Genomic DNA, 24,971 nt, shown 5'->3' with positions numbered 1-24,971 from the left:
TGCCCCCCAGTATATGATTATCGTTCAGGAATCGGCTGTACAAGCAGCCGACTTGGTCTCGAGTCTCGGGTCTCGAGTCTCGGGCCACTGGAAAGAACCCGTCCTTCAGCCTGGTTCTTTTGAACCTCCAGAATCAGTACCGTCCTTAAAACAGTACCGATCATTTTATCTTGAAAAAGTCAAATTTCCTTCATTCAAAAATTTGCCTGCAAATTTCGCCTTCGGCTCGAGACTCGTGACTCGAGACCCGTGACCTTTTACCTGGCCAGATACATCCCCACGCCCAGGAGCGAGAACAGGCAGCTGGCCAGGAAGAACCGCTTCACCACGGTGACTTCTTTCCAGCCTCCCAGTTCAAAATGGTGGTGCAAAGGCGCCATCCGGAAGATCCGCTTCCCGTGGGTCATCTTGAAATACCCCACCTGGAGCATCACGGAGAGGGCTTCCAGCACATAGATGCCCCCGATCACCACCAAAAGCAGCTCTGTATGGGTCCCGATAGCCACAGCAGCCACCGCACCACCCAGAGCCAGGGAACCAGTATCCCCCATGAAGCATTTGGCCGGGTGATGGTTGTAAATGAGGAAGCCCAGGCAGCAGCCCACGATGGAGAGAGCAAACAGGGCTTCCGGCAGCAGGCAGCTGGCAAAGCCGATATAGGCAAAAGCCAGCATCACCGGGACGGTCACACTGGAAGCCAGCCCGTCCAAGCCGTCGGTCAGGTTCACGGCATTGGTGGTCCCCACCAAGAGCAGCAGCAAAAACAAGTAATACCCAGCGCCCAGGTCCAGGGTGGTATTCACCAGGGGTACCCAGATCCGGGTGCTGTACACCGTCACATCCCCGGGATAGAACAGGTACACCGCCGCTACCAGGATCTGGAGAGCCATCTTCTGTTTGGAAGTGAGGCCCAGGTTCCGCTTGAAGAAGATCTTCAGGCCGTCATCGATGAACCCGATGATCCCATAGCCCACAAACAGCCACAGGGCCACGATGGTCCGGGCATCCAGGGGGATCCACAAAAGGGACGCCACAATGGCCGCGGCGATCATCATCAGGCCCCCCATGGTGGGGGTGCCGTTTTTCTTCAAATGTTCTTTGGGCCCACATTCCCGGATGCTCTGGCCGAAATGCCATTTGTGGAGCAAAGGCAGCAGGAACCGGCCGAAAACAGCCGTCAGGACAAAAGAGGTCACCAGGATCCCCAGGCCGCTCAGCATGATGCAGCCTCCTTCCGGAACACTTCATCGATCAGCTTGAAGACTTCCATGCCGTGGGAGCCTTTCAGCAGCACCACATCCTCCGGGCGCACCAGCTGTTCCAACACCCGGGCCGCTTCTGCCCGGTCCTTGGCATAATGGACGGGGACGCCGGCCTTTTGGGCCCCTTCTGCCGTAAAGTGGCTTTCCGGTCCGTAGCAGATCAGCTCATCCACGCCGTACTTTCCGCACCATTCCCCCACTTGGGTATGGCCGCTGCGGGAATGGGCTCCCAGTTCCAGCATATCCGCCAGCACCGCAATGGCCCGGCCCTTCCCCTGGTCCTTCACCACATCTCCCAGGGTCTTGAGGGCTGCTTCCATAGAAGCCGGGCTGGCGTTGTAAGCGTCGTTGATCACCGTCACCGACCCGCAATGGAGGATTTCCTGGCGCATGCCGGTCATCTTCAGGTTGGCCAGTCCCCGGGCAATGGCCTCATCAGGGACACCGTACACTTCCCCCACCGCTACGGCAGCTAAGGCATTCATCACATTGTGCCGGCCGATCAGGGGCAGCTGCACCCGCTGGGTGGCGCCGGTGATTTTGCTCCGGTAGGTGAATACCGTCCGGAGCCCGTCGGCGGCGATTTCCACCGCCTTCACATCGGCATCGCTGTCAATGCCATAGGTATGGACCGCAGCGCCGGTCTGCATGATGCTGACCCGGGGGTCATCCCCGTTGAGGAAGGCATGGTTCTTCGCGGTAAAATCTTCCAGGATCTCGCTTTTCGCCTTGGCGATATTTTCCAGGGACCCCAACAGTTCCAGATGGGTATCCCCTACATTGGTGATCACCGCCCCATCAGGATAGGCGATGTGCTTCATGGCCCGGATCTGCCCCAGGCCCCGCATGCCCATTTCCACCACGGCCATTTCCGTATCTTCCTGGATGGTCAGGAGGGTCTTAGGCAGGCCGATTTCGTTATTGAAGTTGGCCTGGGTCTTGATCACCCGGTATTTTTCCCCCAGCACGGCGGCGATGCAGTCCTTGGTGGAGGTCTTGCCGTTGCTGCCGGTAATGGCGATCACCGTCAGCCCTTTTTTGTCCAGCCGATACCGGCTGGCGATCTGCTGGTAGGCCGTCAGGGTATCGGGCACCACCACACAACGGTCTTCTGGCACTCCTGCCGGCACTTCCGACACCACCGCCGCCCGGGCTCCCTCCTTCAGAGCCTGGGCCACGAACCGGTGGCCGTCGAACTTTTCCCCTTTCAGGGCTATAAACAGACAACCGGGCACAATGGCCCGGGAATCCGTCACTACATCCGTAAACTCTTCCCCGTCTCCCAGAGCCATGGGCACCTGGAGGGCGCGTTTCAGCAAAGCAGCATCAAGCATTGGTCTTCCCCTTCTGGAAAAAGTCCCGTACCACTTCTCCATCATCGAAATGGATGGTCCGATCCTTCAGGATCTGGTAGTTCTCATGACCTTTTCCCGCTATCATCACCACATCTTCCGGTTCGGCATGGGCCATCACATATTCGATGGCTTCCCGCCGGTCGGTGATCTTGTGGATTTCCTTTCCTTCCGGATTGTCTTCCAGCCCCTCTTCGATATCCCGGATAATGGCTTCCGGATCCTCAGAACGGGGATTGTCGCTGGTGACGATCACCTTATCCGCCAGACGGAGAGCGATCTGCCCCATGATGGGCCGTTTTTTCCGGTCCCGGTCTCCCCCGGCTCCGAAGATGACCCACAGTTTCCCTCGGGTGATCTGCCGGGCCGTCTTCAGCACGTTCTCCAGGCCGTCCGGAGTGTGAGCATAATCCACCACCACCGTAAAGGGCTGGCCCGCGTGGATTAGCTGGAACCGTCCAGGCACCCCAGCGAAATCGTCCAGGCCCTGGATGATGTCCTCCCGGGTCAGTCCTTCCCCAATGGCGGCACAGATGGATCCCATCACATTGTACACATTGAATTCTCCGGTAATATGCAGCTTCAGATCCATCTCCCCTACAGGAGTATGGAGGTTCAATTCCATATGGCTGGCGGCCACGTGGAAGGTGAGAGGATATACGTCGTTGTCCTTCCCTTTCCCGTAGGTCATGATCTTCGTCTTCACCCGGGGCATGATGATGGCCGAGCTGGGATCGTCGCTGTTGAACACCGCCGTCTTGTTGGGCTTCATCCCTTCATGGAGACGGGTGAACAGCAGGGCCTTGGCTTCCCTGTAGTTTTCCATGGTCTTGTGGAAGTCCAGGTGGTCCTGGGTGATGTTGGTGAGCACCGCCGTATCGTATTCGATCCCTGCCACCCGGTCCAAGGCCAGGGCATGGGAGGAGACTTCCATGACGCAGGTGTCACAGCGGTCTTCCACCATTTCATAGAGCATCTTCTGGAGATCCACTACATCCGGGGTGGTATTGTGGCTGGTGCGCACTTTTTCCCCGATCATCACGTTGATGGTGCCGATGAGCCCCACCTTGTGGCCGGTCCGGGTAAGCAGGGTCCGGAGGATATTGGTGGTGGTGGTCTTCCCATTGGTACCGGTGACCCCGATCATCCGCATTTTTCGGGCAGGCCAGTCGTAGAACCAGGGTGCCAGGGTCTTCACCGCTTCCTGGGTGCTGGGGACCCGGATCACCGTCATCCCTTCCGGCACTTCCGTCTCCTGTTCCGTCAGGGCCGCTGCAGCCCCCTGGGCCGCCGCTTTGGCAATATACTGGTGGCCATCGGTATTGGCCCCTTTGATACATATAAAAAGGCTGCCAGGGCCGGCGGTCCGGGAATCGATGGTCAAATCGCTGACAGTCCGATCCGTCCCATTTCCTGTAACCACGGCGCCAGGCAGCTGGCTGATTACATCCTGCAAATTCCTTTCCATGTTGATCCCCCTTGTAATTGGCAGACATTTGGAAAAAGGATAGTCTGCCAATGATTCAATGGGCCTTTCAGGCCCGGTCTCGCGTCTCGAGTCTCGCGTCTCGAGTCGGAGGCAACAAATTGCAAGCAATTTGTTTTGATACAGTAAACCAAAAAGATTTTTGTCCATCCATAGCCAGGGGACCTGGCTTCCTTCGGCCCGAGACGCGAGACCCGAGACCGATGGGGGCAGTCTGCTGCTCTACTCCCTTACATAAATATTGCTCCGGGCGGTCTTCATGCCCAGCTTCTTTTCGGCGATGCTGGTGATCCGTTCCGGGCTCCGCAGCCGTTCCACATCGATCTTCAGCGTTTCGTTCTCATCCAGGCACTTGGCTTCCTCGCTTTTCAGCTGGATCAGGGCCTGCGAATGGGTGAAATACAGCTTATTCAAGACAATATTCACGAATACTAATGATAATACCAAACACACCAGAAATGCAACCCGACGCAGCTGAATATTTTGCCCCTTTACGGCTTTTTTGGGTCTGACCGGACGGGAAGGCCGGTCATGCCCGGGAATGACTTCTTCCTGGACAGCCGTGGAACCGTAACTGTATGGATGATGAGACGGCCACTCCACGGGTCGACTGTGTTTCTTGGTAACCATGTTGCGTCTCCTTCATTGTTTGCTGTCCGTTCGTTATATTTTTACCGCTCCCCGCAGCCGGGCGCTCCTGGCTCGTGGATTCTCGGCCAGTTCCGCCTCACTGGGGGTGAATTCTTTCAGTTTCTTCAGTTCCGGCTTCCGTCCGCAGACGCACACCGGCAGTTCCGGCGGACAGATGCAGCCCCGCTGGAGCCGTTTGAAGGCCTGTTTGATGATCCGATCTTCCAGAGAATGGAAAGTGATCACTCCGATGCGGCCTCCGCTCTTCAGATGATGGACGGCGGCTTCCATGGCAGCATCCAGGATCTTCAGCTCGTCATTCACTTCGATCCGGATGGCCTGGAAAGTCCGTTTGGCCGGATGGGGACCATCCTGCCGGGCTCCTTTGGGGATGGCGGCCTTGATGATGTGCACCAGTTCCCCCGTAGTCGTGATGGGATGTTCCTTCCGGGCCGCCACGATGAACTGGGCGATCCGTTTGGCCCACCGTTCTTCCCCGTACTTGTAGATCAGACCGGCCAGGTCATCTTCCTTATACCGGTTCACCACTTGTTCCGCGGTCAGGCTGGCTTCCTGGTCCATCCGCATGTCCAAAGGACCGTCATGCATGTAGGAAAAGCCCCGTTCCGGAGTATCCAGCTGGTAGGAAGAGACCCCCAGGTCGAACAGGATCCCATCCACCTGCGGGACCCCCAGCTGATCCAGGACCTGATCCAAGTTCCGGAAATTATTATGGACGATCTTCACCTGGCACCGGGCTTCTTTCAGCCGCTCTGTGGCCGCAGCGATGGCATCCTCGTCCTGGTCGATGCCGATCAGCATCCCTTCCGGCTCCAGCATCTCCGTGATCCGGTGAGAATGGCCCGCGCCCCCCAAAGTGCAGTCCACATAGATCCCTTTGGGATCCGTGACCACCCATTGGACACTTTCTTCCAATAATACACTTTTATGGACAAATTCCATGTCAAACCCCATTCTATCAGTCCAGACGCTGCAGGCGTCTGGCTTCCATCGGCCGCTGACAGTTGCCATTTGACAGCTGACCGCCCCTTACTCAAAATCCAACTCTTCGATCAGTTCCGCCACATCGCTTTCCACGGCTTTGGTATAGTCCGCATAGCGCTGGGCATCCCAGATTTCCGCCTTGTTCCCTACCCCCACGATCAGGGCCGTTTCCCCGATCTGGGCATAGGTCCGCAGATTGGCCGGCAGGAGGATCCTCCCCTGTTTATCCGGCTCTGCTTCACAGGCGCCCCCGAAGATGAACCGGGAGACATCCCGCATCTTCTGTTTGGGCATCATTTTCTGCGCAAAGCTGTTCTTCAGCTTCTCCCAGGCTTCCATGGGATACACATCCAGACAGCCATCCACGCCTTTAGTCACAACAAAGGGTGTTCCCAGGCTTTCCCTCATTTTGGCCGGGACGAACAAACGGCCCTTGCTATCCAGGGCATGTTCAAATTCCCCCATCAACATAAGCCGTCCCTCCTGACCTTGAGAAATAATTCGCCACTTTTCACCACTTTTCACCATTATAGAATGTTTTAGGGGAAAAAGCAACGAAAAATCAGACAAGACAACGGTAAACTTAGATCACAGGGTTGACAAAATATGATATAATGATTCCATACCCATTAAATGTAATCGAGGAGGATTCAGATGGAAAAGGTTACTGCTGATTCCAGCATTATCGAAACGGTGCAGATGCACCCTGAAATCGTCAACATCTTCATGCAGTATGGTCTGGGCTGCATCGGCTGCATGGCCGCCAACTTCGAGACCATCGGCCAGGGCGCTGCTGCCCACGGCATCGACGTGGAAGCCCTGATCGCCGACATCAACGACTGCATCGCTGAAGTGGAAGGCGACGACAAAAAAGAAGCAAAATAAGGCACAAAAAAGACGCTGTGAAAAATTTCCCACAGCGTCTTTTATTTTGCCAGCATTCGCTGGCTTCCTTTGGCTAGTGACTAGTGACCAGTGACTAGTGACGGGGGCTGTTGCATGCGCAACAGCCTCTTTTTGAGGTCTCGGGTCTCGAGTCGTGAGTCTCGAGCCGTTGGATAGAACCTGTTCCCATGGCCAGGTTCTTTTGAAAGTGTAGAACCAGTATCGTGCTGGATATAGAAACGAATATCTTATCGTTAGCAGATTAGGGTTTGTACATTCAAAAAATTTGCTTGCAAATTTCTCATTCGGCTCGAGACTCGAGACCGAGCCGCTATGCGGCTTATGAGACCGGGGGTGTTGCACGTAACGTGCAACACCCCCCATTTTTTTATTTCCCCGTCCGTCCCCGCTGGGTCAGGGGCACTCCTTGTTTGCACAGAGGGCAGTCTTCGGGTTTGTAGGCTTCCACGTCCAGGCGCAGCAAGGGTTCGGTACGGACGCCGAAATCCACTTTGCCACCGCTCCGGTCTACCAAAAGGCCCACCCCGATGGGTACGCCACCTTCGCTCTTCACCACGTCCAGCACTTCCCGCACGCTGCCGCCGGTGGTGACGATGTCTTCCACGATCAGTACCCGGGTGCCCGGTTCGATGTGGAACCCTCTCTTGAAGGTCATCTTCCCATTCACCCGTTCCGTAAAGAAGAACCGGGTGCCCAGGTTCTTGGCCACTTCATAGGCCAGCAGGATGCCGCCGGTCATAGGGCCCACCACCAGTTCCACGTTGTCATTGACGAACCGGGCAGCGATTTCCTTGCACAGGGCTTCCGTGTACCGGGGCTGCTGCAGCACATTGAATTTTTCCACGTACGTGGGGCTGTGCAGGCCGCTGGTCAGCAGAAAATGACCATGCATCACCGCGTTGGTTTCTTCCAGCATATGCAGTACCGTCGTATCGTTCATGGTTAAAAAGCTCCTTCCATTTCTTCCAGGATCTTCCGTACAGCTTCCTGTTTGTTGTCCGCCTGGGTAATGGGCCGTCCCACCACCAGATGGGTGGATCCGTTGCCGATAGCGGCTGCCGGGGTGGCGATCCGGCTCTGGTCATTAGTGGCCGCCCAGGCCGGGCGCACCCCCGGGGTCACGATGAGGAAATCCTTCCCGCACTGCTTCCGGATCCCCGCGGCTTCCCGGGGAGAGGCCACCACGCCGTCCAGGCCGCTCTCTTTGGTGAGGGCCGCCAGGTCCAGCACCTCTTCCCCGATGGGTTTGGCATAGTTCAGGGGTTTCCACTGGGCTTCATCCATGCTGGTGAGCACGGTGACGGCGATCAGCTTGGGAGCGGGCCGGCCCAGTTCCGCCGCCGCTTCCTGCACCGCCTTCATCCCTTCGGCCATCATCTTGGGACCGCCCACCGCGTGGACGTTCATGATATCCGCCCCCAGCCGGGTCAGGACTGCCAGGCTGTGGGCCACCGTATTGGGGATATCCTGGAGCTTCAGGTCCAGGAACACTTTCTTGTCTTTTTTCTTCAGATAGCGGATGATATCCGGACCTGCCCCGTAGAACAGTTCCATCCCCACCTTATAAAAAGTCACCGCATCCCCCAGTTCCTCCACCAGGGCCTTGGCCCGGTCAAAGGTGGGGAAATCCAGGGCGCAGATCAGTCTGTCTCTTGCATCCATGGCCGTCCTCCTCAGTTCCGTCCCGGCAGGGCCTGTCCCCGGATTTCGTCCAGGGAAGCCGCTCCCGTATCATCCAGATACTGCTGGATCCCCAGGCTGATGGTTTCCGCCAGGCTGGGATCCGTAAAGCTGCAGGTGCCCACAGCCACCGCCGTGGCCCCGGCCAGGATGAATTCCACCGCATCCTGCCAGCAGCTGATGCCCCCCATGCCGATCAGGGGGACTTTCACCGCCTGGACCACCTGGTACACCATGCGCACCGCCACCGGGTGCACCGCCGGGCCCGAAAGCCCTCCCACGATGTTCCCCAGCACCGGCCGCTTTTTCTGGATGTCGATCTTCATTCCCACCAGGGTATTGATGAGGGAAATGGCATCGGTGCCTGCCGCTTCCACCGCCCGGGCGATTTCCGTGATGTCCGTCACATTTGGGGACAGCTTGGTGATCACCGGTTTGTGGGTCCGGGCCTTGGCCGCCTTCACCACTTCTCCTGCCGCGTGGCAGTCGGTGCCGAAGGCCAGGCCCCCCTGGGCCACGTTGGGACAGGAGATGTTCAGCTCGATGGCATCCACCCCGTCCACGTCCAGCATTTCAGCTAAGGTACCGTAGTCTTCCGCGCTGTCCCCGTCGATGTTCACGATCACCGGGGTCGTTGTCACCTTGCGGAGCTGGGGCAGGGTTTCCTTCAGGAAAAACTCCACCCCGGGGTTTTCCAGCCCCACGCAGTTCAGCACCCCCGCCGGGGTCTCCACCACCCGCTGGCCCTTGTTCCCGGGCCGGGGCTTCAGGGTGGTCCCCTTCACCGTAATGGCGCCGATGTGGTCCAGGTTGAGGAAATCGGTGAATTCCAACCCGAAGCCAAAGGTGCCGGAGGCCGTGGTCACCGGCGTCTTCATGGTCACCCCCGCCAGGTCCACCTGCATCCGGGGATCTTCATAGGGCTTCACCATTCCACCACCTCCTGGCTCCAGAACACCGGGCCGTCCTTGCAGATCTTCATCCGCTTGCCGCCCTTGCCCTCGCAGGAGCAGGACAGGCAGGCGCCCAGGCCGCAGCCCATGTATTTTTCCAGGGATACCTGGCAGGGCACCCCGTACTTGTCCACCACTTCCACCACGGCCTTCATCATGGGGCTGGGGCCACACACGTACACGCAGTCATACTGGCCCGTGGCCAAAAGCCCCGGCAGCACAGCGTTCACCGTGCCTTTCACCCCGTAAGAGCCGTCGTCGGTGGTTTCATATTGTTGGGCGGTCTTGTCCTTGAACAGGTCCGCCCAGAACACTTCCGCCTTGGTCCGGCCGCCCACGATCACTTCCATTTTGTGATCCGGGTCCGCCTGGGCCAGGAAATGGAGAGGAGCCAGCCCCATGCCGCCTCCCACCAAAAGGCCCCGTTTGGCCCCCAGGTGGAAACCGTGGCCCAGAGGCCCCACCACGCTGATGGGTTCTCCCGCCTCCATGGTGTCCATGAGCTCCGTGGTTTCCCCCACGATCCGGTACATCAGGGAAAAGGTCCCCGCCGCCCGGTCCGCCCCGGCCACCCCGAAGGGCCGCCGGAGCAGAGGTTCGTGGAGCTTGTTCACCCGCACCGTCACAAACTGACCCGGCTGGGCCGCTGCCGCCACTTCTGGACAGCGGATTTCCATGAGCCGGATATCTGCCGACAGCTTTTCCTGCCGGACTATGGTTCCTTCCATATATACTGCCATGGCTTACTCCGTTTTCAGATCCTGGAGGGCCACCACGCTCACCACATTCCGGCGGCGCATGGCTCCCATGGCCTTGTACAGGGCCCGGGCCGTATCCAGGCTGGTCAGGCAGGGAATGGCGTGTTCCACCGTGGACCGGCGGATCTTGAAGCCGTCCCGGGTGGCATCGGAGCCGTGGGTCAGGGTGTTGATCACCATGCAGATCCGGCCTTCCTTGATGTCATCCAGCAGGTTGGGGGTACCGGCACTGGCCTTTTCCACCCGGCCCACATGGATGCCTTTTTCTTCCAGGAACTTGGCAGTACCGGCGGTAGCCACCAGTTCGTAGCCCAGGTTTTCAAATCCTTCCGCAATGGGCACCACTTCTTCCTTGTCCTGGTCCGCAACGGTGATCAGGATGGCTCCGCTCTTGGGGATGTGGGTGCCGGCGGCGATGCAGGCCTTGTACAGGGCTCTGGGGAACTGGGCGTCGATGCACATCACTTCCCCGGTAGATTTCATTTCCGGCCCCAGGGTGATGTCCACATCGGTCATCTTATTGAAGGAGAAGACCGGCGCCTTCACCGCATAGTAGTCCGGGAACAGCTTCAGGCCCGGTTCCAGGCCCTGGTCCCGGATGGATACGCCCATGGCGCATTTGGTGGCCACATCCACCATGGAGATGCCCGTCACCTTGCTCAGGAAGGGCACCGTCCGGCTGGAACGGGGGTTCACTTCGATTACATACAGCTTGTCATCCCGGACGATGTACTGGATATTGATCATCCCGTGGACTTCCAGGCCCAGGGCCAGTTTGGTGGTGTAGTCGATGATCTGTTCGATCACATGCTCGCTGAGGGTCCGGGGCGGATACACGGCGATGGAGTCCCCGGAGTGGACCCCGGCCCGTTCGATGTGTTCCATGATCCCGGGCATGAGCACATCCTTGCCGTCGCAGATGGCATCCACTTCCACTTCTGTGCCCATCAGGTAGTGATCCACCAGCACCGGGTGTTCCTGGGACGCCTTCACGGCATTGTTCATGTAGTATTTCAGTTCTTCGTCATTGTAGACGATTTCCATGGCCCTGCCGCCCAGTACATAGGAAGGCCGCACCATCACCGGATAGCCCACATCGTTGGCAGCTTTCAGGGCACCGTCGATGTCGAACACCGTATGGCCTTTGGGACGGGGGATCCCCACGCTGGTCAAGAGTTCATCGAACCGTTCCCGGTCTTCCGCCCGGTCGATGCTGTCCACAGAAGACCCCAAGATCTTCACTCCGCAGGCATCCAGAGGCCCCGCCAGGTTGATAGCCGTCTGGCCGCCAAATTGGACGATGACCCCTTCCGGTTTTTCCCGGTCGATCACGTTCAGCACATCTTCCAGGGTCAGAGGTTCGAAATACAGCCGGTCAGCCGTATCGAAGTCGGTGGATACGGTTTCCGGGTTGTTGTTCACGATGATGGTTTCGTAGCCCAGGTCCTTCAGGGCCCAGACAGAATGGACGGAGCAGTAGTCGAATTCCACCCCCTGGCCGATCCGGATGGGGCCGGAGCCCAGCACCAGCACCTTTTTGTTGGGGGTATCTTCCACTTCGTCTTCCACCCCATAAGTGGAGTAGTAGTACGGAGTTTCCGCATCGAATTCCGCCGCGCAGGTATCCACCATCTTGTACACCGGGGTGATCCCCCATTCTTTCCGGATGGCCCGGATCTCCAGCCCGGTCTTCCCCACCAGTTTCCCGATGGTCACATCCGCAAAGCCCCGTTCCTTCACTTCCCGGAGGAATTCCGGTGTCAGTTCTTCGCTCTTCAGGCGGACTTCCAGTTCCACGATGTGGCGGATCTTCCGCAGGAAGAATTCGTCGATCTTGGTGATGGCGTGGGCTTGGTCCACGGTCATCCCTCTCCGGAAGGCTTCCGCGATGGTGAAGAGCCGTTCGTCGTCCACTTTCCGGACCTTTTCAAAGACTTCCTGGTCCGTCAGCTTGTGGAGCTCCGGCATATCCATGTGGGTCAGGCCGATTTCCAGGCAGCGGACGGCTTTCAGCAGGCCGGCTTCGATGTTCCGTTCGATGGCCATCACTTCCCCGGTGGCCTTCATCTGGGTCCCCAGGGTGTGGTCAGCGTTGACGAACTTGTCAAAGGGCCAGCGGGGGATCTTGATGACGCAGTAGTCCAGGGTGGGTTCGAAGCAGGCGGAAGTCTTCTTGGTCACTGCGTTTTCGATTTCGTCCAGGGTGTACCCGGCAGCGATCTTGGCAGCCACTTTGGCGATGGGATAGCCCGTCGCCTTGGAAGCCAGGGCGGAAGACCGGCTGACACGGGGGTTCACTTCGATGACGATGTATTCTTCGCTGTCCGGGTTCAGGGCGTACTGCACGTTGCAGGCCCCTTCCACCCCCAGCTCCCGGACGATGTCGATGGCAGCGGTCCGGAGCATCTGGACTTCCCGGTCCGTCAGGGTCTGGCAGGGTGCCACTACGATGGAGTCCCCGGTATGGACCCCCACCGGATCGATGTTTTCCATGTTGCAGACGGTGATGCAGTTGTCTTCATGGTCCCGGACCACTTCGTATTCGATTTCCTTCCAGCCGGCCACGGACCGTTCGATCAGGGCCTGGCCGATCAGGGAGTACATGAGCCCTTTGGTGGTGATGTCATCCAGTTGGTCCATATTGTGGGCGATGCCGCCTCCGGTGCCACCCAGGGTGTAGGCCGGCCGCACGATCAGCGGGAACCCGACCTTCTTGGCGAATTCCTTGGCCGCATCTACGCTTTCCACGATGGTGCTCTGGGGAATGGGCTGGTGGAGTTTTTCCATGGTCTCCTTGAACAGTTCCCGGTCTTCCGCCTTCATGATGCTGGCGATCTGGGTGCCCAAAAGCTGCACATTGTATTTCTTCAGGATGCCCTTCTTATCCAGTTCGATGGCCAGGTTCAGGCCGATCTGCCCGCCCAGGGTGGCCAAGAGGGAATCCGGCCGTTCCTTGGCGATAATGGCTTCCAGGAATTCCACATCCAGGGGTTCCACATAGACCCGGTCGGCGATGTGCACATCGGTCATGATGGTAGCCGGGTTGGAGTTCACCAGGACCACTTCCAGCCCTTCTTCCTTCAGGGCCCGGCAGGCCTGGGTGCCGGAATAGTCGAATTCAGCTGCCTGCCCGATGATGATCGGGCCGGAACCGATGACCATGACTTTTTTCACATTCTCTTTTTTTGGCATATCAGTGCCCTCCCATCATTTTGATAAACCGGTCGAACAGATAAGCGTTGCCGCTGGGACCGGGGGAAGCTTCTGGATGGTACTGCACTGTGAAAGTAGGATGGTCCAGATAGCGCAGGCCTTCGATGGTATTGTCGTTCAGGGAACGGTTGATCACTTCGATGGGCAGCCCCTTCAGGGAATCTTCGTCCACCATGAACCCGTGGTTCTGGGAGGTAATGCAGATTTTGTGGTCCACCAGATCCCGGACCGGCTGGTTGATGCCCCGGTGGCCGAAGAGCATCTTCTTGGTCTTGGCGCCGTTAGCCAGGGCCATCACCTGATGCCCCATGCAGATGCCGAAGATGGGTTTCTTGCCGATCATCTTCTTGATGTTCTCGATTTCCGGCTTCAGGTCCGCCGGGTCCCCCGGGCCGTTGCTCAGGAAGATCCCGTCCGGATCGATGGCCAGCACCTCTTCCGCCGGAGTTTCCGCCGGGAACACCGTCAGACGGCAGCCTTTTTCCACCAGGCATTCCAGGATGTGCCGCTTCACCCCGTAGTCCATGACGGCTACCGAATATTTGGCGTCTTCCGGTCCCATGGTGTAGACCTTTTGGGTGGTCACCTGGGCCACCTGATCATGTTCTTCCGGGGTAGCCAAAAGGGCCTGGATCTCCTCTTCCGGAGTATCCGCCGGCACCAGCACCCCCTGGAGGGTCCCGTAGGACCGGATCCGCCGGGTGATGGCCCGGGTATCCACACCCGTGAGCACCGGGATATCGTTCTTTTCCAGGAATTCCAGCACCGTGCCTTCATCCCGCCAGCTGGAAGGTTCGTCGCACAGTTCGCTGACGATCAACCCCTTGTAGCAGCATCTGTCACTCTGGCAGAACAGATCGTTGCAGCCGTAGTTCCCGATCAGGGGATAGGTGAAGATGACGATCTGCCCGCAGAAGGAGGGGTCTGTCAACGTTTCCTGGTAGCCGGACATGCCGGTGGTGAACACCACTTCCCCTACGGCTTTATGGGTGCTGTAGAGCATCCCTTCATAGACGCTGCCGTCTTTCAATACCAATTTGCCTTTTACTTTTTGCATACTACACCGTCTTTCATCACAAACCGGCCATCGACCATGGTCGCCACTGCCATGCCTTTGCAGTGCTTTCCGTTAAAGGGAGTCACCTTGCCCCGGGTATAGAACTGCTCGCTGTCCACCGTCCATTCCCGGTCCAGATCCAAGATAGTGATGTCCGCGTTCTTCCCTACTGCCAGGCTGCCGGCATCCAAATTCATGATCCGGGCCGGACTGGTGCTCATCTTATCCACGATTTCATTGATGGAGAATTCTCCCGTATGGTACAGCTCCGTCAGGACCACCCCCACAGAAGTCTCCAGGCCGCAGAACCCGTTGGGGGCATACCGGAATTCCACATCCTTTTCTTCCGGCGCATGAGGGGCGTGGTCCGTGACGATGGCATCGATGGTGCCGTCCTTCAGGCCCTTCCGCAGGGCTTCCACATGGTCCCAGCTCCGCAGGGGCGGGGAAACCCGGGTGGCCGTGCTGTAGCCCATGCAGGCTTCATCCGTCAAGGTCAGGTGGTGGACTGTGGCTTCGCAGGTGATGTTCACGCCCCGTGCCTTGGCCTGCCGGACAATGTCCACTGCCCCTTTGCTAGCGATGTGGGCAATGTGGATGTGGGCCCCGGTGTATTCCGCAATGGCCGCATCCCGGGCCACACAGATGTCTTCTGCAATGGAAGGGATGCCGGGCACCCCCAGCCGGGCGGAGACGGCCCCCTCGTGCATGTACCCTTCATGGTTCATCTCTTCATCGATGTCGTGGCAGATGAGAGGCTTGTCAAAAGCGCTCACATACTGGGCTGCCAGATTCATGATGTAGGCGCTGGATACATAGTGACCGTCGTCGGAAAAGCCCATGGCGCCCCGCTGGGCCATGTCGCCCATCTCTGACAGTTCCTTGCCCTTTTCTCCTTTGGTGATGGCCCCGATCACTTCCACGTGGACGTACCCTTCATTTTTCGCCCGTTCCTGGATGCCGCTCACCACGATGGAGGTATCGATGATGGGTTTGGTGTTGGGCATGCAGGCCACCCGGGTGATGCCCCCGTGGGCTGCCGCCATGGTGCCGGTGACCAAGTCTTCCTTGGCTTCCAGCCCCGGTTCCCGGAGATGGGTATGGAGGTCGATGAAGCCAGGTGCCACCACAAGGCCCGTAGCGTCGAATACCTCATCGGCTGCTGCATCGATATGAGGCGCCGCCTGGGCGATTTTCCCGTCTTCCACCAGGAGGTCCATCACCTGGTCCAGCTGCTGGCTGGGATCTACGATCCGTCCGTTCTTAATTAGCGTTTTCAACTGGCTTTCCTCCCATAATCGTCAAGAATAACAAGGCCATCCGCACGGCGACCCCGTTGGTCACCTGTTCCCGGATCACCGCCTGGTCGCTGTAGCCCGTATCCCAGGAAATTTCCAGACCCCGGTTCATGGGGCCCGGATGCATCACCAGACAGTCCGGTTTGGCCAGTTTCATCCGTTCTTCATTGACCCCGAAGATCCGGGCGTATTCCCGGGGAGAGGGGAACATCCCCTTGTCCTGCCGCTCCAGCTGAATCCGCAGCACATCCACCACGTCCGCTCCTTCGATGGCATCTTCCACCCGCTTGTGTACTTTTACCCCCAGGGCTTCGATGTCGTGGGGGATCAGAGTCATGGGGCCGGCCACGTGGACATCCGCCCCCAGTTTGGTCCAGGCGGCGATGTTGCTCCGGGCCACCCGGCTGTAGAGGATATCCCCGATGATGGCCATTTTCAGGCCCTTGAACTGTTTCCCGTGTTCCAGGATGGTGAACATATCCAGGAGGCCCTGGGTGGGATGGGCATGGGCCCCGTCCCCGGCGTTGATCACCACGGGTGCAGCGATGTCTGCCGCGTATTTGGCCGCCCCTTCCACCGGGTGCCGCATGACGATGGCATCACAGGCCATGGACTGCATGGTCAGGATGGTGTCCTTCAGGCATTCCCCCTTCTTCACACTGGAAGTCCCGGTGCTCAGGTTGATCACGTCGGCGCCCAGGTACTTCCCGGCCAGTTCGAAGGAACTCCGGGTTCGGGTGCTGTTTTCATAGAACAGGTTCACAATGGATTTGCCCCGCAGAGACGGGAGCTTCTTGATGTCCCGTTTCATGACCTTTTTCATCTCTGCTGCCGTTCGCATGATCAGATCGTACTCTTCCACGGACAGGGAGGAAAGATCCAGGATATCCCGTCCGGACAGGCTGACTGCCGCCTTTGTCATGTTGTAGCCTCCTATTGTTACAGTTCGCTGGAATAAGGACCGGGCCAGCGCCCCATCCTGTTTCATAAAAATAAGCCTTCTCGTCCTAAGACAAGAAGGCTTCTAATAAAATGCTTCTGGATAAAAGTCCCTTTCTTAGTCTCACAGGACTAGGTTAAAAGGTCATACTTTTGAAGTTTTTTCTAGTGTAGCACGGGGGGGAGGAAAAGTCAAGGCATCAGGATATGGTAGGCCTTTTGGTACTTCTCCACCCGTTTCCGATCTTTTTCCGTCACTTCCGGCAGCCGGGTCAGGTCCATGTTGTTCCGCAGGTCCGCTTTTTTCACCTCGATGGCATAGGGGTTCCCGCTTGCCTTGATCTGCCGCACATAGTCCAGATAGGGGACCTTTTTGTCGTGGGTCAAAAGAGCCACTGCCTCCGCCACCGTTTTCCCGAACAGCCGTTCCAGGGTCTCCCGGTCCATGGCCGTATCTTCCAGGGTGTCATGGAGCATCCCCACCAGGGCATAGGTTTCTCCCAGAGGAAGCACCTGGTCCGACACGAACTTCACATGATGGATATAATCTTTGCCTGCCCGGTCCTTCTGTCCGGCATGATACTTCTTTGCCACCTCATAAGCCAATGTCAGTTTCTCCATTTTCACCGCTCCTTACTCTCCTTGGGATCTTCCAAGGCATCCACGAACCGCACATCCCAGTCTTCATATTTCACCATCATATCATGGATATGCTGGGCAATCATGATCGACGGCGCCCCTACATTCACAGAGTACATGGTCCGGAACTCCTGGAAATGGAACGGCTCCCCCAAAAGGCCGCTGTAGAACCGATCCAGTACCTGCGGGGTCAACGGCCCCAGGGCTTTGCCCGGGCCTCCTTTTTGAGAAAATTCCCAGGCCTGGCCATTTTCATCGACAAAAAGGTATCCCTTCTGCCCGAACCGCCGGCTCATGGCTGGCCCCAGGCGCTCCAATTCCGGCCGGTACAGCACATTCATATGGACCAGCACCTGGCAGCAGGGCTGCCGTCCGCTCCACACCCCTGCACAGTGGAAATCCACCAGACGCAGCCAGTGCTTCAAAGATTCCAGATCCTTGGGCTCCGCCGAAAGGAACACCCCGCAGCGCTGCCGTCCGAATTGTTCCAATAATGGTTTTTCCATATCCATTCCCCCTTCCGCACTTCCATTGTAACAGAAAAAGTGGGAAAAATGGGGGACAGATCGATGAATGAGGGGTTGTTGCACGTGTGTGATTTTTACACGTGCCCCCCTCTTTCACTCTCTCAGTTCCCGCAAAAGTTCCTGGAGATTCTTCTGCTGGTTCTCTTCGCTGACTTCTTCGGAACAGGGGATCACATTGGCTGCCGGGCGGATCTGGTGTCCTTCCTGCCGGCAGTTGTAGAAGGATTCCAGTTCCTGGTCCCCGTTGGTGAGCCCGTAGAGGATCTCCAGCCCCCGGATGGAAACGGCCACTTCTTCCCCTTCTTCCTCATAGGGCATGGGGCTCAGGGAAAGGAGATACTTGTAGGCCATTTCTGGCATCAGCTCCTGGAGGACCTTTTTCTTATAGCTGTACTTGGCATCCAGGATCAGGTAGGTCTCCCGCCCTCTCCCTCGCCATTTCAGCAGGTAGTCCGGGGTGTAATAATGACCTTCCTCCAGGGCCTTGAAAGCATAGGTGGTGTTCCGGTAAAGATGGATACCCCTTTCGGCATTTTCCGCCTGGTCCGTGATCACCGGCTGGAAATAGAGGGTCAGGATCTCTTCTCCCTTGTGGAAGCGGAACACATTCTGGTAGCCGGAAGGGTCATACAGGTTCCGTGCTCCCTGGCTGTAGCGCTGCCGGCTCCGGCTTTCCAGGATATACCCGGCTCCCTGGAGCTGGCAGATCAGTTTGGCCAAGCAGTACACTTCGAATACAAAGGTGTTTTCATACAGATTCAGCAGCATCTGCTCCCGGGGGAAATGGTGGCAGGTGTTCTGGAGCCACTGGTGGATGCACAGATAAATCCGGTGGTACTGGGGGATCCGGAAAAAAGGTTCCGTAGGCACCGGCAGCTGGAAGACATCCAGCAGGGTCACAGGCAGGATCTGCTGGTAGGAAACGAACATCTCCTGGATCCGTTCTTCCACCGCTTCGCACCGTCCCAGGAAGCCCCGGAGCATCCGGGCGGCATTTTCGTACAGGACCTGGGAAGACAGGATGTAGCCGTTTCCCAAGGTATCCGGCAGTTCCAGCCCTTGGAGCTGGTCCTGGATTTCTTTCCGCCCTTCCCCGATATCGTAGAGCATCCGCTTGAGGAAACTGAGGACCACCTGGTTTTCATAGACATCCCGGCTCATCTTGTCCTGGGTCATCAGGAGCTTTTCGGGCAGGCAGTGCCGGTTCCCCACTGGGATCCCGGCAGGGGCCTCCTTCAGGTATTCCGGATGGCGGACCAGGTACTGGAGGGTATGGGCATTCACCGTCTGGACTTTTTCCGTCCAGTCCACCACTTCAGCGGCTTCCAGGGTATGGCGGCAGTTGGCCTTGAAATAGCCGTAACACTCTTCATACACCTGGAGGATCTCCTCTGCCAAGGTCAGCTGGGAAAGGAAATCCTGGAAATCGCCGCCCCCCTTCACCTGATCGCTTTTCTTTTCCCGGAGCAGGGGCTTTTGGTGGGCATAGATGAATTCCAGCATGGCTTTCAGGTTCTGCTGCTGGAGAGAAGGCTGGATCAGCACCGGCAGCAGGTCGGTATACCAGCGGCTGCCTGTGCCATCTTCCTGCTGGAGGGTGATTTCCAGTTCCACCAGGCCCATATGGTAGGCAAAGATATTGTTGGAGAACAGGACGGTCTTGTGGCGCCGGTCGTACAGACTGTTCAGCGGCTTTCCGTTCAGCGCCACTGCTACGGAAGCACAGTCCCAGCCGGCGGGGAGCGCCAGGTCATAGTGGAGGTTTTCCCGTACCCCGGGATGGCCGGCTGCCGCCAGGACCCGTTCCGCTGAATAGGGACGGGCCTGATCGGTCACTGGCAGCCACAGCCCCGGACCGTTCTGTTCCAGGAGACGGATGGTGTTTTCCATAGCCATCTCAATGGAAGAACTGGAAGAACTTCATCCGCCGGTTCCCCCACTCCAGGATCTGATCCAGCAGGGCAGCACTCTGGACCATCCGGTTGCTGGCACAGTCATCCCGGAACTGGACCAGCCATTTTTCGAATTCTGCCCCGTTGCCGCTGAGTTTGGGCAGGACTTTCTGGGCCACCGCATAGTCCAGGGCGATGATCCCCGGCCGGATATGGTCTTCCGGTTCCATGAGACGGGAAGCCACCCGCCAGTACCGGTGCAGAGCCAGCTCGATCCGCATGCTCAGGTAGATGTTCTGTTCTGCCAGCCGGGCTTTCACCCGGTCGTAAACATTCTGTTCCACACTGGAAAGCTGGCAGCTTTCCCGAGGCGCCACATCGAAGAGGCTCTTCAGCTGCTGCCAGGAGATCTGCTGGATTTCCCCATTGGCCAATCCCCCGTCCACCTTCGGGACGAATTCCGTATGGGGCAGGGTGACGATCCAGGCCCGGTCGATCAGCCGGGGAGAAAGGGTCTCCGTGGTATGGTCGTTGTTGATGGTGGCCAGGAAATGGAGGGTCTCCGGCAGCTGGAACCGATGATTATGGCCCAGGTTGAGGGTGTGTTCCTCATTCCAGTCGTCGCATACATTCATGAAATCCGCCCAGTAGTATTCCATGGGGGAAAGGTTGGCTTCATCCAGGAGGATGTAATAGGGATACTGCCGGATCCCGTGGCGTTTTTCCCAGTCCAGCAGCCGCAGCCCGTCATAGACATCCCGGTTGCTTTCTTCGAAGGCCTTGGTCAGGGGATTGTAATAGCCGATCAAATCCCGTTTGGAAGTCCAGCCCCGCTCCACAGAAACAGGGATGTACCGATTGGTAGTGCTCATGAACTCTTGGGGCCCGATTTTCCGTTCGAACTGGGTCAGCCCCAGTACCTTGCCCAGCAGGTTGCAGAAGGAAGTCTTGCCACTGCCAGGGGAGCCGGAAAACACCGTCAAAAAGCCCTGGGTGGCGCAGATCAAGAGATTCAGGATCAGGTTCCGGCTGTATTGGGGCCGTTCTTTCTGGATAGAGGCGATCAGGTATTCCAGGCATTTCCGGTTGTTGCTGCCGGAAGCAGGGATCCCGTTGATCCGTTCTGCCAGTTCTTCTTCCGTCTGGGGCGGGGCCTGGCGGTTCTGTCGTTCCTGGACCAGGGCCAGGGCTTTCTTGTTCCGGGCAGAGACGCCCTTTGCATTCCCCAGCTCCTGCCAGATATCCGGATACCGTTCCAGGAGGGCGGTGATGAACTCCTGCCCCCACCGTTTGTCCACATTTTCCAAAAGATGCTGGTACAGGAAGTCCCCCACCTGTCCATAGCCTTCCCGGGCCGCCTTATCTCCTTCCAGGATGGCTTCCAGCCGCTGGATCCGCTGTTTCCGGATGGCGGAGGGAAGGTTGCTGAACAGCTGGCCCTGTTCCCGTTCCAGGAAATTTTTCAAGATCTCCGGCTTCACCATGTCGCCGGAATCCACCTGGGCGCTTTTCACCAGGCTCCGGAGCAGGACTTCATCCGGAGCCCTGTCCACCAGCTGGGAAGCCGTGCCCGGCAGCCGATGATAGAAGATCCACTCCGTTTTTTCCTGTCGGCTGGCCCAGGTCCCTTCCGCCGGAGTGAAGACCACGGGCTGCCAAGCTTCCGGCGGGCAGGCGGTGAGCAGGTACTGGTTGGCGGGCACGGCATTTTCCACAAAGAAGCCTACTCGGTTGTTCTTCTGGACTTCGTAGGGACCGGCGATCCAGCCGTCCTGGAGCTGGATCAGGATCTGTTCCCCGGCAAAGAGGTTTTCTTCCTGGAGCCGCAGCACTGTATCTTTGGAGATCGGGTCCAGGAGCCGTTTTTCCGGTACCGCCGTATAGATTCCTTCCTGATAGGGATATTCCAGGAGCCCTTCCTTCAGGGCATCGATGCAGAAGACCCGATAAGCCGTAGAACGGAGGTTCCCCTGGCCGTCTTTGTTTTCCACCAGGGTATCCGGACCGATTTTCAGGAAGATGATGTCATTTTCGTGGAAGTGTTCTTCCATGTATTTCTGGTCGCTGTGGAGACTGTACCACAGGTTGATGTTCTTATACTGTTCTGCTTTGGGGATCAGAGCATCGATTTCCTGGCTGGAAAGGGGCCGGTACTGTCCCTCCTGCCAAAGGCCCATGGGGGTGAAATTGTAGAAGCTGTCCACGATATTGATCCGGCCTACATAGGTGGTGAAGGGCTTTGCTTCCGGGGTTCCCGATCCCTCCGCCGGAACAGCAGCCGGAGCAGCCGGTTCCGCTAGGGCTGCCGGGGCGGGCTGGGGTTCCGGGGCAGAGGGAGCCATGGGGACTTCCGGGGCCGGTGCAGGGACCGGGGTCCCCAGTGCTTCCGGAGCAGAGGGTGCCGGAGCCTCTGCCGGGGCTGCTTCCAGGGCCGGTTCCGGGACAGCTTTCTTCTTTCCCCGGCCATTCCGGGTCCGGACGGCCTTATCCCGGGTCCAGCTGTTCCGGTTCTTCCGGGCAGCGGGCTCTTCCTGGGGTCCTTCTGCAGGGGCTGCCGCTTCCCGGGTCTCTTTGTTTTCCCGTTCTCCTTTGGCTCCCTTGCCGTTTTTGGTCTCTTTGCTCTCTTTGCTTTCTTTGCTCTCTTTGGTTGCTTTGTTTTCCCTGGCTTCCCGGGCCTCTTTTTCCTTCTTCTTCAGCAGGGCTTCTGCCTGGTGCTGCTTCCCTTCCGGATAGGGCATCTCGGCCATGTCCAGCACCATCCACAGGGCATTGGGCCGGAAAGGCTCTTTTTTGTTCTGGCAGATCCGTTCATATTTCAGCAGCAGGTCCGCCATGGCTTCTGGGCTATATTTGCTGATTTTTTTTATGTCCTCCGGATCCTTCCCGACGATCTGCTGCACATTCCGGCACACCTGGCCCAGGAAAATCTGGAAGGTACAGGCCGCAATGTCCCGGTAGATCCGGTCCCCTTCCTTGTACAGTTCGACGGCAAAGGGGACGATCTTTTCCCGGACCCGAGGGGATCGTTTATCCAGTTTTCCCAGCTGGATGATGTATTTCCGATATTTCCGGCTGTTTCCCTTCATGGGCTTCAGCAGTTCCTCCACCGGAGTGGTTTCGAACAGCATCTGCAGATCATGTTCCTGGACCTTGTCCGCAGCGCTGCCATTGAGATCGACAGATAGTGCAGCATCTTGGATTTTCTGTAATTTCTGGGGTTTCATCATGACCTCCAACGCATAAGATATAAGAGTAATTTGACAAATAAAAAGAAAAGCCGACGCCTCTCCCAGCGCGGCTCTTTCTATTATACCCAATTTGGGTCAGTTTTTCCACTTCTCCATGGCGCTCCACACTTCCGGCTCTTCCAATCCCTTCCGCCAATAGGCGCTGCCAGCCAGGCCGTACCGGCTGATCAAGGCGTTCTTCAGGGCCAGGCTCCGGGCGTCTTCCTGCCACACCCGGTGGAGCACCCCCTGTTCCCGGTATTCGAAATAATACTGGGCCTCTTCACTGTGCCAGGCGGGCACCAGATTCTTTTCAGCGATCAGCTTCCGGGCTCCGGGCATGGACAGGGTCCGGGCGCTGACTTTGCCGTTTTCTTCCTTCCAGTCCCGCATATAGAGGGGCATCCCTAGCACCAGTTTTTCTGCCGGCACTTCTTCCAGGGTCTTTCGGATGCCCTGCTCCACCCAGGGCAGGCTGGCTACGGAACCGGCTTTAGGCGACAGCCGATGGTGTTCATCGTAGGCCATGAGCATCACATAGTCCACTTTTCCCGCCAGGGCCTTCCGGTCGTAGCAGCGGGACCAGTTGCCGTTGTTCGAGGGCACCGTCACGTCGATGGAAACCGTATACCCTGCCTGCTGCAGGGGACCGGCGATCTCTCCCACGAAATCCGTCAGCCGGTCGCTGTCTTCCGCCCGGATGTTCTCGAAATCCAAGTTGATGCCATCCAGCTGGTACTGTTTGGCCAGGGACAGGATCCCTTCCGCCGCGTTCTTCCGGCCGGCCGGATTGTCCAGGAGGCCATGGGTCCGTTCCGGGTCGAAGCCGTTGGTGATGAGCGCCCACACTCTGTACCCCTGGGCATGGGCCTGGGGCGTATAGTCCAACGCAGCATTTTTTACGTCGATATTCCCCTCCGCATCCCGGATCACGAACCAGCTGGGGGAAAGCACATTGACCCCTGGCAGTTTCTTTTCTTTGGCCAAGGTGGACGTCTTTTCTCCCGGAGCCTGCCAGTCCCACACCAGCCCCACCGGCCCTTCCACCTTCTGAGGGCGGTAGGGTTCCTGGACCAACGGCCGTTTCTCCTTTTCCGGCCCAGCAGGGCCAGGGGTCCGGGCACAGGCCGTGCCAGTCAAGGCCATCAGGCAAAGGCAGAAAACAGGTATCCATCGCTTATTCACGCACTCTCCTCCTTACTTTTTGGCAAGCGGGCCGGCGTGCAGCCACTCCGGCACTGCAATGGACCGTTTGATGGCCGCCGTCCCCCGCTCTTCACGCTGTACTCTTCCCTCTGCCCTGTCCTTACGGCTTCAGGTTCCCCTTCTCCACATTCCGGTGGATGATGGCCTGGACGGCCTGGCCGATCTTTTCGCTGCCTTCGTGGGTCCGGGCGTTCCGTCTTTCCACCTGCTGCCGATGGACCTGGTGGAGCCGCCAGTCCTTTCCGTCATTGGCATCGTTCAGCAGGATGGGCTGGAAATTGTCCATGGCATGGGCGTACCGGGCTTCCGGGGTATCCCCCCGGTCGAATTCTTCGAATAGGTCCCGGAACTCCCGGGCCTGGTCCTCCGGCAGCAGGCCAAAGATCCGGTCCGCCGCTTTTTCCTCCCGTTCCCGCTGGGTCTTCACCGCCTCCGGATCGTAGGCAAAAGTGTCCCCTGCATCGATCTCCACCACATCGTGGAGGAGGATCATCAAAAGGGTCTTGGCCAGGTCAAAGGGCTCGTTGGCATATTCCTTCAATAGACAGGCCATCACGGCCATATGCCAGGCATGCTCCGCATCATTTTCCTGCCGCCGGTACCCGGTAAGATGGGTCTGGCGCAAAATGGTCTTCTCTTTATCCAGTTCCAGGATGAACTGGAGCTGTTTGGCAAATCGTGGATCATCTGTCATGCTGTTCCAATGCCTCCCGTCCAAATGGTGTCACTAGGTCCATTATAGCATGGAAAAGGGGGTGTTGCACGTTACGTGCAACACCCCCGGTCTCATAAGCCGCATAGCGGCTCGGTCTCGGGTCTCGGGTCTCGAGTCTCGAGCCGAATGAGAAATTTGCAAGCAAATTTTTTGAAGGTACAAACCCTAATCTGCTAACGATAAGATATTCGTTTCTATATCCAGCACGATACTGGTTCTACACCTT

The 24,971-nt window shown here is 57.9% G+C and carries 21 protein-coding genes; 1 reads left to right on the top strand and 20 read right to left on the bottom strand.

Features of this window, described 5'->3' with window-relative positions; genetic code table 11:
- Positions 1-257: 257 nt before the first annotated feature.
- The 6 genes from mraY to mraZ form a co-directional block, all read right to left on the bottom strand.
- Positions 258-1,220, bottom strand: coding sequence for a phospho-N-acetylmuramoyl-pentapeptide-transferase (mraY, locus tag ACTUHY_RS10640; RefSeq protein WP_442827691.1), 963 nt, complete (start codon positions 1,218-1,220; stop codon positions 258-260).
- A complete protein-coding gene (locus tag ACTUHY_RS10635; protein ID WP_442827690.1) occupies positions 1,214-2,596 on the bottom strand; it encodes a UDP-N-acetylmuramoyl-tripeptide--D-alanyl-D-alanine ligase in 1,383 nt (460 codons plus the stop codon). Before ACTUHY_RS10635 ends, mraY begins: the two co-directional genes overlap by 7 nt.
- A complete protein-coding gene (locus ACTUHY_RS10630) occupies positions 2,589-4,082 on the bottom strand; it encodes a UDP-N-acetylmuramoyl-L-alanyl-D-glutamate--2,6-diaminopimelate ligase (protein ID WP_442827689.1) in 1,494 nt (497 codons plus the stop codon). The genes ACTUHY_RS10635 and ACTUHY_RS10630 overlap by 8 nt, the downstream gene beginning before the upstream one ends.
- A 240-nt stretch (positions 4,083-4,322) precedes the next feature.
- Entirely contained in the window at positions 4,323-4,730 is a 408-nt protein-coding gene (locus ACTUHY_RS10625; RefSeq protein WP_442827688.1) for a septum formation initiator family protein, read from the bottom strand.
- Positions 4,731-4,763: 33 nt separating this feature from the next.
- Positions 4,764-5,693 carry a 16S rRNA (cytosine(1402)-N(4))-methyltransferase RsmH gene (gene rsmH / locus ACTUHY_RS10620; protein ID WP_442827698.1) on the bottom strand — a complete coding sequence of 310 codons (930 nt, stop codon included), beginning with the start codon at positions 5,691-5,693 and terminating at the stop codon, positions 4,764-4,766.
- Positions 5,694-5,780: 87 nt separating this feature from the next.
- Entirely contained in the window at positions 5,781-6,206 is a 426-nt protein-coding gene (mraZ, locus tag ACTUHY_RS10615) for a division/cell wall cluster transcriptional repressor MraZ (RefSeq protein WP_442827687.1), read from the bottom strand.
- 183 nt (positions 6,207-6,389) lie between these two features.
- Between mraZ and ACTUHY_RS10610 the strand changes: the two genes are divergently transcribed.
- Positions 6,390-6,620, top strand: coding sequence for a DUF1858 domain-containing protein (locus ACTUHY_RS10610; RefSeq protein WP_106787710.1), 231 nt, complete (start codon positions 6,390-6,392; stop codon positions 6,618-6,620).
- 388 nt (positions 6,621-7,008) lie between these two features.
- Here the strand turns inward: ACTUHY_RS10610 and pyrE are convergent, their stop codons facing one another.
- From pyrE to ACTUHY_RS10540, 14 genes are all read right to left on the bottom strand, one after another.
- Entirely contained in the window at positions 7,009-7,581 is a 573-nt protein-coding gene (pyrE, locus tag ACTUHY_RS10605; RefSeq protein ID WP_442827686.1) for an orotate phosphoribosyltransferase, read from the bottom strand.
- Between the two features lie 2 nt (positions 7,582-7,583).
- Entirely contained in the window at positions 7,584-8,303 is a 720-nt protein-coding gene (gene pyrF, locus ACTUHY_RS10600) for an orotidine-5'-phosphate decarboxylase (RefSeq protein WP_442827685.1), read from the bottom strand.
- A gap of 11 nt (positions 8,304-8,314) precedes the next feature.
- A complete protein-coding gene (locus ACTUHY_RS10595) occupies positions 8,315-9,253 on the bottom strand; it encodes a dihydroorotate dehydrogenase (protein ID WP_442827684.1) in 939 nt (312 codons plus the stop codon).
- Entirely contained in the window at positions 9,247-10,014 is a 768-nt protein-coding gene (locus tag ACTUHY_RS10590; protein ID WP_442827683.1) for a dihydroorotate dehydrogenase electron transfer subunit, read from the bottom strand. The genes ACTUHY_RS10595 and ACTUHY_RS10590 overlap by 7 nt, the downstream gene beginning before the upstream one ends.
- A gap of 3 nt (positions 10,015-10,017) precedes the next feature.
- Complete coding sequence (gene carB, locus ACTUHY_RS10585; protein ID WP_442827682.1) at positions 10,018-13,224, bottom strand: carbamoyl-phosphate synthase large subunit; 3,207 nt, start codon at positions 13,222-13,224, stop codon at positions 10,018-10,020.
- 1 nt (position 13,225) lies between these two features.
- A complete protein-coding gene (gene carA, locus ACTUHY_RS10580; RefSeq protein WP_278674529.1) occupies positions 13,226-14,302 on the bottom strand; it encodes a glutamine-hydrolyzing carbamoyl-phosphate synthase small subunit in 1,077 nt (358 codons plus the stop codon).
- Positions 14,290-15,582 carry a dihydroorotase gene (locus tag ACTUHY_RS10575; RefSeq protein ID WP_442827681.1) on the bottom strand — a complete coding sequence of 431 codons (1,293 nt, stop codon included), beginning with the start codon at positions 15,580-15,582 and terminating at the stop codon, positions 14,290-14,292. Before ACTUHY_RS10575 ends, carA begins: the two co-directional genes overlap by 13 nt.
- Positions 15,566-16,522 (bottom strand): aspartate carbamoyltransferase catalytic subunit, encoded by a 957-nt coding sequence (locus ACTUHY_RS10570; RefSeq protein WP_442827680.1) that lies wholly within the window; start codon positions 16,520-16,522, stop codon positions 15,566-15,568. The genes ACTUHY_RS10575 and ACTUHY_RS10570 overlap by 17 nt, the downstream gene beginning before the upstream one ends.
- A 209-nt stretch (positions 16,523-16,731) precedes the next feature.
- Positions 16,732-17,160, bottom strand: a complete 429-nt coding sequence (locus tag ACTUHY_RS10565) for an HD domain-containing protein (RefSeq protein WP_442827679.1) — start codon at positions 17,158-17,160, stop codon at positions 16,732-16,734.
- A gap of 2 nt (positions 17,161-17,162) precedes the next feature.
- On the bottom strand, positions 17,163-17,684 hold the full coding sequence (locus tag ACTUHY_RS10560; RefSeq protein ID WP_442827678.1) for a hypothetical protein: 522 nt from the start codon (positions 17,682-17,684) through the stop codon (positions 17,163-17,165).
- A gap of 114 nt (positions 17,685-17,798) precedes the next feature.
- The gene (locus ACTUHY_RS10555) at positions 17,799-19,601 is read right to left on the bottom strand and encodes a hypothetical protein (RefSeq protein ID WP_442827677.1); all 1,803 of its coding nucleotides are present in this window, start codon (positions 19,599-19,601) and stop codon (positions 17,799-17,801) included.
- Position 19,602: 1 nt separating this feature from the next.
- Entirely contained in the window at positions 19,603-22,821 is a 3,219-nt protein-coding gene (locus ACTUHY_RS10550) for a hypothetical protein (protein ID WP_442827676.1), read from the bottom strand.
- 99 nt (positions 22,822-22,920) lie between these two features.
- Positions 22,921-24,009: a glycosyl hydrolase family 18 protein gene (locus ACTUHY_RS10545; protein ID WP_442827675.1), complete on the bottom strand. Its 1,089-nt coding sequence runs from the start codon at positions 24,007-24,009 to the stop codon at positions 22,921-22,923.
- 121 nt (positions 24,010-24,130) lie between these two features.
- Positions 24,131-24,724, bottom strand: a complete 594-nt coding sequence (locus ACTUHY_RS10540; RefSeq protein WP_442827674.1) for an HD domain-containing protein — start codon at positions 24,722-24,724, stop codon at positions 24,131-24,133.
- Between the last annotated feature and the right edge of the window lie 247 nt (positions 24,725-24,971).

It is taken from the genome of Acidaminococcus nyctereutis, from assembly GCF_052216985.1.
GTDB classification, from domain to species: Bacteria; Bacillota; Negativicutes; order Acidaminococcales; family Acidaminococcaceae; genus Acidaminococcus; species Acidaminococcus fermentans_A.
Note: the sequence above shows the minus strand (reverse complement) of the source record. Positions and strands in the feature narration are given on the sequence as shown.

Bases quoted from the DNA above. Each gene is read 5' to 3' on its own strand.
- mraY (WP_442827691.1), bottom strand. From the start codon at position 1,220: ATGCTGAGCGGCCTGGGGATCCTGGTGACCTCTTTTGTCCTGACGGCT.
- ACTUHY_RS10635 (WP_442827690.1), bottom strand. From the start codon at position 2,596: ATGCTTGATGCTGCTTTGCTGAAACGCGCCCTCCAGGTGCCCATGGCT.
- ACTUHY_RS10630 (WP_442827689.1), bottom strand. From the start codon at position 4,082: ATGGAAAGGAATTTGCAGGATGTAATCAGCCAGCTGCCTGGCGCCGTG.
- ACTUHY_RS10625 (WP_442827688.1), bottom strand. From the start codon at position 4,730: ATGGTTACCAAGAAACACAGTCGACCCGTGGAGTGGCCGTCTCATCAT.
- rsmH (WP_442827698.1), bottom strand. From the start codon at position 5,693: ATGGAATTTGTCCATAAAAGTGTATTATTGGAAGAAAGTGTCCAATGG.
- mraZ (WP_442827687.1), bottom strand. From the start codon at position 6,206: ATGTTGATGGGGGAATTTGAACATGCCCTGGATAGCAAGGGCCGTTTG.
- ACTUHY_RS10610 (WP_106787710.1), top strand. From the start codon at position 6,390: ATGGAAAAGGTTACTGCTGATTCCAGCATTATCGAAACGGTGCAGATG.
- pyrE (WP_442827686.1), bottom strand. From the start codon at position 7,581: ATGAACGATACGACGGTACTGCATATGCTGGAAGAAACCAACGCGGTG.
- pyrF (WP_442827685.1), bottom strand. From the start codon at position 8,303: ATGGATGCAAGAGACAGACTGATCTGCGCCCTGGATTTCCCCACCTTT.
- ACTUHY_RS10595 (WP_442827684.1), bottom strand. From the start codon at position 9,253: ATGGTGAAGCCCTATGAAGATCCCCGGATGCAGGTGGACCTGGCGGGG.
- ACTUHY_RS10590 (WP_442827683.1), bottom strand. From the start codon at position 10,014: ATGGCAGTATATATGGAAGGAACCATAGTCCGGCAGGAAAAGCTGTCG.
- carB (WP_442827682.1), bottom strand. From the start codon at position 13,224: ATGCCAAAAAAAGAGAATGTGAAAAAAGTCATGGTCATCGGTTCCGGC.
- carA (WP_278674529.1), bottom strand. From the start codon at position 14,302: ATGCAAAAAGTAAAAGGCAAATTGGTATTGAAAGACGGCAGCGTCTAT.
- ACTUHY_RS10570 (WP_442827680.1), bottom strand. From the start codon at position 16,522: ATGACAAAGGCGGCAGTCAGCCTGTCCGGACGGGATATCCTGGATCTT.
- ACTUHY_RS10565 (WP_442827679.1), bottom strand. From the start codon at position 17,160: ATGGAGAAACTGACATTGGCTTATGAGGTGGCAAAGAAGTATCATGCC.
- ACTUHY_RS10560 (WP_442827678.1), bottom strand. From the start codon at position 17,684: ATGGAAAAACCATTATTGGAACAATTCGGACGGCAGCGCTGCGGGGTG.
- ACTUHY_RS10555 (WP_442827677.1), bottom strand. From the start codon at position 19,601: ATGGCTATGGAAAACACCATCCGTCTCCTGGAACAGAACGGTCCGGGG.
- ACTUHY_RS10550 (WP_442827676.1), bottom strand. From the start codon at position 22,821: ATGAAACCCCAGAAATTACAGAAAATCCAAGATGCTGCACTATCTGTC.
- ACTUHY_RS10540 (WP_442827674.1), bottom strand. From the start codon at position 24,724: ATGACAGATGATCCACGATTTGCCAAACAGCTCCAGTTCATCCTGGAA.